This window comes from Candidatus Eisenbacteria bacterium (assembly GCA_016867495.1).
Taxonomy (GTDB): domain Bacteria; phylum Eisenbacteria; class RBG-16-71-46; order CAIMUX01; family VGJL01; genus VGJL01.
The window spans coordinates 1-7329 of sequence record VGJL01000126.1; the positions used below are offsets into that span (position 1 = coordinate 1).

Sequence of the window (7329 nt, forward strand, 5' to 3'; positions counted from 1 at the left end):
CTGCGGCCTGCTCTGCCACGGCTTCGCACGCCTGCGCTGCCCGCAGTGCGGCTACGAGAGGCTGGTGGCCTTCTCGTGCAAGGGCAAGCTCTGTCCGAGCTGCCTCGCCCGGCGGGCGGGGGACACGGCGGCCTGGCTCGTGGGTCATCTTCTGCCCGAGGCCGGCTATCGCCAATGGGTGTTGACCTTCCCCTGGAGCCTGCGCTTCCGGCTGGCGATGGATCGTGCGTTGGTCCATGAACTGCTGACGGTCTTCCTGCGGACTCTCTTCGCCTGGCAGCGCCGGCGCGGTCGGGAGAGTGGGATCGTCGGCGGCCATACGGGAGCGGTGACGTTCGTGCAGCGTTTCGGGGGGGTGTTGAATCTGAATCCGCACGTGCACAGCGTGCTTCCCGATGGGCTATGGGTGGCGGACTCCTCCGCGGGCGGGGGGACTGTTGGGCCGTTGCGTTTCGAACCCTTGCCCGCGCCGACGACGGCGGAGGTGGAGGAGTTGGCCGGGACGGTGGCTCGGCGTCTGAAGGGTCGGGTGGTTGCGGCCTGGGAAGCGCGGGGCAGCGACTACTTGGATCCTGAGCTGCCCGGTCTGGAGGGGGAGGAGATCTGGGGCAAATTGCCAGGAGCGGCTCTCCCTGCGGGAGGACGGCAAGGTGGTGTACCGGTTGCGCCGTCCCTGGCCGAAGGAGGGGGGAGCGACGCATAGGCGCGATGGATCTTCCTTCTATGGGCAACCATTTCATAGGATATGCCCCTCATTCCGCCCTCCCCTTTCTGTAGTATTATTGGCTACGCAATCGAGAGCTAAAACGAACCCTGTCCCAGTCACCACAAGGAGTTGCGACTTCCTGTCGGGGAGAACTTCGGCCTAACCAGTATCAGTCTGGATCACCCGAGTTACGCACCGGTTACGCGGGTCAGCCGGCGACACGGGCCGCGGCGGTGCCGCGGACGGGGCTGATCACGGCGTTCCCCCCGGCTGCGTGCAGCTTCTCCGGACAGCGCTCTGGAACGGAGGCTTGACAGCGCCGGAGGACCAGAAGACAATGAGAGACAGCCCTGGCCAGGCCGTCATCGGGGGCGCCGCCGTGATGCCGCCGCGGCCACGAACACGGGAGCGCCTTCTTGCGGGTCGGCTCCGACGGGGAGCTGTGTCATGAGATATCCGTCGCGCCTCCTCTCCGCCCTGATCCTTGGGTCTCTCGGCTCACTCGGCGTCTGCCCGCCTGGCGCCGCGGCCCGGGAGGAGCCGGTGCCGATCACCATCAATTACACTCCGGCGAACCTCGATCTATTCGAGACGGTGGCGCTGCCTGACGACAGGCTCCTGTTCATGCGCGGGCAGGTGTTGAACGGCATCGGGTGGCCGCCCGAAAATACCCGGGGTCGCGTGGTCACGACCTGGCCGTCCTGGAGGGAAGCCCAGCAGCATGAGGTCGCGTGGGCTCCCTTCACCGACGTCTTCGGCTACGACATCGAAGCGGACTCGCCGCCCGAGGAGACGGAAAACGTGGCCAGGACGATCCAGGAGATTCTGGCCTACCTGGCCCTGCTCGCCCAGCAGTACGGGCATCCGATCCTCCTCTCGGCCGGGCTGAACTACAACTTCGGCACGCAGCACGCCCTCGAGCTGGCCCAGGCGGACGAGGTCCACATCCACGCGAACGAGCTTCTCAGAGTCTATCCCGCCTCCGGTCCGCACGGCGAGAACTATGTCGAATGGGCGGTGGCGCGAGCGTCGCAGGTGCGGGAGGCCAACCCTGGTGTTCGCATCCAGCTCGCCGTCCTCGTCCCGGGCATGGAGGCGTCTCTGGCCATCCAGGTGACGGAAGACTTGAGCCGAGAGATGGAGGCGGCCGCCCTGGAATTCCAGGGGCTCACCATGTGGGCCGAGACCGATGTCCTGGCCGCCTTCCTGAGCTGGCTCAGGCCGGCGGCTTCATCCGGCGAGGGACCCTCCTCCGCGAAGGGCGCGTGGATCGAACAGATTGCTCCCAACCCGTCGCGCGGGCTGGCCGAGATCCGCCTCGCGCTGCCCCGGCGTTCGCCGGTCCTGGTGGAGCTCTTCGATGCCGCCGGGCGGCAGGTGGGTACGGTGGTGGAGGGGGAACTGGACCCGGGCGAGCGCACGCTTCTCCTGGAAACGCGAGGCGCGGCCAGCGGCGCCTACTATTGCCGGCTTCGTACTCCGTATTCCGCTCATTCGCGACGAATCACCGTCCTCAAGTGACGGGCGGAGCGACATCCGGGTCAACCGGCTGGGTAAGGCCCGGAATCGCGCCGGGCCCGACGCGGGCACCTTCTTCATCCGTCCGATCCTCCTGGCTCATCTTCCTCTTCCTGGCCCTGTTCTACACGCTCTGCACGAGCGGGCGCGTCTATACACCCGATGGCGTCACCATGGGGCTTGTGGCGCAGAGCGTCGTCCGTGGAGAGGGTCTCGCGATTCCCCCCGGGGAGTTTCCTGAAGGTTTTCTCTTCCGGGGGAAGGACGGCCGATCCTATAGCAAGTACGGTGCCGGGCTCTCCCTGGTCTCGGTCCCGCATGCCGCCCTGGGGCTGCTCCTGGCCCGCGCGGCTCCCTCCAGCGCGGTCGATCTCTTCGACGGGCCCACCGATCTCTGGTACTCGCCCCGCGATCCGTCTACGGCCTGGCACTTCCTCGCCGTAGGTCTGGTTTCAGCCCTCGTGGCCGCCGCCGCGTGGGACGGTGACGGCTATCCGCGCTTCGTCGAGCGGGAGTTCCGTCGCTACCTCGACTGCGGCCTGCTCTGCCACGGCTTCGCGCGGCTACGAGAGGCTGGTGGCCTTCTCGTGCAAGGGCAAGCTCTGTCCGAGCTGCCTCGCCCGGCGGGCGGGGGGACACGGCGGCCTGGCTCGTGGATCATCTTCTGCCCGAGGCCGGCTACCGCCAATGGGTGTTGACCTTAACCATCGACCCTTCCAGCCGGGCGACCCGCTATGCCGTCTTTCTCAGCTTCGCCGGTTGGTAAGCCTCCTCTGATCGCCACATGGACAGAACGATGGAGGCGATCTGGCGCGCCAGGGTCAACTTGGCCAGGTTCGGCTTCGTGCCTCCATCGAGGAGCTGCTGGTAGTGTCGGTAGAGAGGCTCCTCTGCCCGCGCCCGCTGAATGACGGTGGTGGCCGCGCCCTTGAAGATCATCTTCAGGGTGCGGTTGTGACTCCGGTTGAGCCCCCTGGTGCGTTGCACCGGCACCCGCACCCACCGTCCGTCGGGAGCTCTCATCCAATCGGAGGAACTGCGCATGACGATCGCCATGCCGGCGTAGGCTCAGAATGCCCGCTTGCTCGAGAAGCGGTACGGGGTGACCACGATCGGCAGGAGCTGGGCGATCCGGATGGGGCCCAGCCCCGGACAGGTTTCCAGAATCCGACTGATCTTGTGCCGGTGCGATTCGGCGAGCATCGCCTGCCCCGCCCGCTTCTGCAACGCGCGGATCGCGTCGAGTTCCTCGGAGAGGAGCTGACCCGGGGAGCGCATCTTCACGGGCAGCTTCTTCATCCACGCCTCTCGAGCCGAAGCCCGATACACCTCCTTGCCTTCGGTCGAAATGCCGCGTGAACGGAACAAGCTCTTCAGCCGGTTCTGCACCCGCACCGAATCGTCCACGATCATCGCGTAGGCCCGGCTCAACTCCCGTAGCACCCCAAACTCGCCCAGCCCCTTGTAGACATACGTCTCGATCGTGCCCACCCGCATCGCTTCGGCCAGGCCGAAGGCGTCCCGCTGGTCGTCCTTCGACCCACGCCTCTCCGCCACCCCCACCACCACGATCTCCTCCACTTGGGGGGCCAGCACTTCGTGAAGCCAATGGGAATGCGTTCCTTCTTCCAGACAAAGATGCCGCGGCTGGGGAATCGTCTTGAGGAACTCGATCAGCACGCGTGCGTTCGTCTCCAGAACCTGAGACTGCAGCCGCCGACCGCTCGGACCGACCACGGCGATCGTGCAGCTTGACGCATGGGCGTCGAGCCCGATATGCCTGTCCACAGGCGTCCTCCTTCCTGGGTGCAAGTGGTGACTCCGCAAACGTCATCGGAATCCTGCCTCCATCCAGCGGAGAACACCATTTCTTCGCAGACAGGCCCGGCCACCGACCGGCGCGAGTCCAGCCTCGCGGACGCCAACCCCCATAATGCCTATGCGCTCGAAAGAGTGGCGAGGTTGCGTTTAGCGGCAACTTCACAGGCGAGGTATCAAGCTGGGGCGAGAGCGGCGATGAGATGTTCCGTCGAATCGCTCACGACTTCGCCAAAGAGATCGCCCGGCACGGCCCCCGGTAGGGCGCGCAGGCCAAGAAGAGCTGGTAGGGAATTCCAGCGCCCTTCTGGTTTCGGACGACAGCGCGCGAGTGAAGATCTTCCTCTGACGGCGGCCTGCAGTCGAGAACTGCGTCCGCATCCGGCACATGTTCTTTAGTCAATCCTCAATCATAGAACCTGCCGGAAGGGGCCGGTTCACCCGGCCCCTCGCCGTCTGGTGGGGAATCACGACAACGCGCCCAACGGGGCTCTGCTCAGCGTGTGATCGTGATCTTGCGGCTCATGACCACCGTTCCTATTCCGACTCTGCAGAAGTAGGTCCCCGCCGGCAAGGGCTCGTCGTTTCCGTCGCGACCATCCCAAGCGAGACGCAGTGCTCCATCCGGCATCGGACCGGCGAAGAGTTCGCGGACCCTTCTCCCCGCGGCGTCGAAGAGGGCGATGTCGATCTCGCCTTCGTGACCAGGCAGGCTGAGAGCGATTTCCGCCGCTTCCCCAGCCGACAGCGGATTCGGCGCTGTTCTGATCCCCGTCCAGCCGCAGTTCGCGGGCTCAGTCGTCCCGCTCGTCGGATCCTCCATGAACAGGACGCGGGCGATCTGAACCGGATCCACCCTCGCATAGAGATCGTTGCGATCGGTCGAGTAGCCGCCGCGGTCCATGAAATGGAGATTGTAGTAGGGGACGTTGACCGTGGTCCCGTTGAGGGGATTCACGATCTCCATGTACCCCATGTTCTCCGGCTGCCCACAGGTCAAGCAGTTGTAGTGGCCGAACGTAAGATGGTGAATGACGTACGCGCGATCCGGCAGCGGTCCTTCGGGCAACTCTCGGATGACACCAGCCATCCTGACGGCCAGCTCGCGGCCGTCCGGAACCAGGTTGCGGTTCTCATCCGGGATCGTGGGATCCATGCCCAGAGCGAGTTCCTCCTCGTTCGTGAGGCCGTCGCCATCGCCGTCCCCGACCACCGGCAACCAGTGGACCGTCCCGTCACCCGTAAGAACAGTGCGAAGCAGGATGGGTAGTACGCGCCCCTCGTTGTGCGTGCCGTTGTAGACGCACGCGCCGTTGGCCAGAGCATGGACGCCGACGAACGGGACGGAGAGCGTGAGACCTTCCCGAGGATTCACGATGTCCACGTGACCCATGTTGAACCATGATCCGCAGACCTCGCAGTTCTCCAGCCCGTCCATCCAGTACTCCATCAGAAACGGCGTGTCCGTGTTGGTGTCCGGATTCCTCGGCAGATTCGCCAGGACAGGCAGCAGCCCCTCGATGAACTGCGCTCCATCCGGAACGGTGTCGCCGTCGGTGTCACAGTTCAGAGGATCGGTCCCGATGGCGCGCTCCTCCTCGGTGAGGAGGCCGTCGCCATCCGGATCGTTGCTGTCCGGGAAGGGAGGCTGGTGCGCGGAATCGTAAGGGAAGTAGATCCGCTTGAGCGGATCGATGGCGACCCGACCCTGGTGCATCATGCCCCAGTACTCGAGGCAGCCGTTCTCGAGGTAATGGAGGGCGATGAAGTGGAGGTTGTACGTCAAGCCGCCACGGTTGTGGTTGATGATCTCGACAAATCCCATGTCCACGCGCATGCCGCAGATCATGCAGGGCTCATAGTCGTGGAGGTAGTGCGGGATGACATCGATCCCCGGATGTGGGGAGTTGATCAGTTCGTTCAGGTAGTATGAAGTCTGAACCCCGTCCAGGAAGCCGTTGACATCCGTGTCCGGGTTGTCCCAGCTCGTGCCGCGTAGGATCTCCTCGGCGACGGAGAGGTAATCGTTGTCGCCGTCATCGTGAGTCGTCAGCCAATGGGGGTCCTGCGCCGAACTCCACGCCGCCGCGCCCGCCGAAAGCGCCAGCGAGGCCGCCAGCGGAGCCAACGTGCGCGGAAGGGTGGGGACCGGGCGGCGCAGCATCTTGCGTCCCCGGAAGAGGCGCGCGCACTCCGCGTGGATCCTGCGGTATTCGCGCAAGAGACCGGGCGTGACGACACAGTCCGGGCACGCCCAGTGGAAGAGGATCTCCTGTTCCTCCCGCGAGAGCTGGTTCGGCGCGTAGGGCCTTCGGATGAATTCGTCCACGCAGCAAGAGGGATAGCCGAAGAACCATCCCTCTTGGCGGATCTCGCGCGGCGTGTTCTGCAGCCGCGTGCCGTGGAAGCGACGGCGATAGAACTCAGTGGCCCTACTGCTGCGTGAGAATACGGTCTGCGGGATCTTGCGGCCGATTCTGGTGCGCCTTTCGATCGTGTCGACCGACAGTCCTGCCGATCCGATTGCGTCGCGTTCGCCCTCCTTCAGCTTGCCCTCCCAGCGGCTCAGGGGCTTCAGACCGTAGCGCGTGAGCTGCACGAGATAGGCGAGCTGAGGATCGAGCTGTGTCAGGCGTTGCTCGTTTGTCGGCATTGGGCACTCCTTTCATCCCCCGATGGCCGTGCAGCCTTGCTGCGGCAGGGCGGGGAGCGGGGGCCCGCATACCTGCTCGCCTCTGCTCGCGACTTCCTGGCCGGGCGGCGGGACCGGGGGCGGCTACTTCCTTGGTTGCGCGATGAATCAGAATATGGAGGGAAATCATCCTGATCCGACTCGCCAGCAACGGGTGGGGCGCGGGTCTCATCCGGACCCCGCCGTGGTCCGCGAAAACCTCATCTCGGGTAGAAGCAACTGACCTTGGAGTTGAAGGAGTCAGGCTTAATAGGCCGGGGGACGCTCGTGAGGTCTGATCCGGGTCAACGATCCGGGCGCGAAGCATCGGGAGCGCGAAGGCTGGACGCATGTGCCCCCCGTTAATCGCGTGCGCATCGACCAAGGGGAGCGGTCTCAGGCTGCGAGGCGATAGTCGTGCTGGATGCCGCCGAGAACGGGGAGAGCGACGATGCGGCCGTTCGGCGGGTGAGGCTCCATCAGCTCAGGATAAGGATCCGGGATGCCGTGGATCGCTTGCGACGGCCGCGCCCCGGTTGTAAAAGCGGATATACTCCCTGACGACGCGGCGGATGTGCTCCTCGCTCAAGAAGAGGAAGTGATCCAGTGCCTCTTG

6 protein-coding genes are annotated in these 7329 nt (G+C 65.1%); 3 read left to right on the plus strand and 3 right to left on the minus strand.

Translation table 11 applies throughout. The annotated features are described in order from the left end of the window. The 3 genes from FJY88_10285 to FJY88_10295 all read left to right on the plus strand — a co-directional run. Nucleotides 1-703: transposase (locus tag FJY88_10285; GenBank protein ID MBM3287719.1), on the plus strand; the 703-nt coding region annotated here is incomplete at its 5' end. Between the two features lie 450 nt (nucleotides 704-1153). After that, on the plus strand, nucleotides 1154-2227 hold the full coding sequence (locus FJY88_10290; GenBank protein ID MBM3287720.1) for a hypothetical protein: 1074 nt from the start codon (nucleotides 1154-1156) through the stop codon (nucleotides 2225-2227). Beyond that, nucleotides 2224-2922 carry a hypothetical protein gene (locus FJY88_10295; protein ID MBM3287721.1) on the plus strand — a complete coding sequence of 233 codons (699 nt, stop codon included), beginning with the start codon at nucleotides 2224-2226 and terminating at the stop codon, nucleotides 2920-2922. The genes FJY88_10290 and FJY88_10295 overlap by 4 nt, the downstream gene beginning before the upstream one ends. A gap of 34 nt (nucleotides 2923-2956) precedes the next feature. On the opposite strand, the gene FJY88_10300 is transcribed toward FJY88_10295, so the two are convergent. From FJY88_10300 to FJY88_10310, 3 genes are all read right to left on the minus strand, one after another. Continuing rightward, nucleotides 2957-3211 carry a hypothetical protein gene (locus FJY88_10300; protein ID MBM3287722.1) on the minus strand — a complete coding sequence of 85 codons (255 nt, stop codon included), beginning with the start codon at nucleotides 3209-3211 and terminating at the stop codon, nucleotides 2957-2959. A gap of 81 nt (nucleotides 3212-3292) precedes the next feature. Next, nucleotides 3293-4051 carry an IS110 family transposase gene (locus FJY88_10305; GenBank protein MBM3287723.1) on the minus strand — a complete coding sequence of 253 codons (759 nt, stop codon included), beginning with the start codon at nucleotides 4049-4051 and terminating at the stop codon, nucleotides 3293-3295. A gap of 487 nt (nucleotides 4052-4538) precedes the next feature. Then, nucleotides 4539-6695 carry a hypothetical protein gene (locus tag FJY88_10310; GenBank protein MBM3287724.1) on the minus strand — a complete coding sequence of 719 codons (2157 nt, stop codon included), beginning with the start codon at nucleotides 6693-6695 and terminating at the stop codon, nucleotides 4539-4541. Nucleotides 6696-7329: the final 634 nt, after the last annotated feature.

Excerpts from the sequence above, each read along its gene's own strand:
- FJY88_10290 (MBM3287720.1), top strand. The coding sequence starts at position 1,154 with ATGAGATATCCGTCGCGCCTCCTCTCCGCCCTGATCCTTGGGTCTCTC.
- FJY88_10310 (MBM3287724.1), bottom strand. The coding sequence starts at position 6,695 with ATGCCGACAAACGAGCAACGCCTGACACAGCTCGATCCTCAGCTCGCC.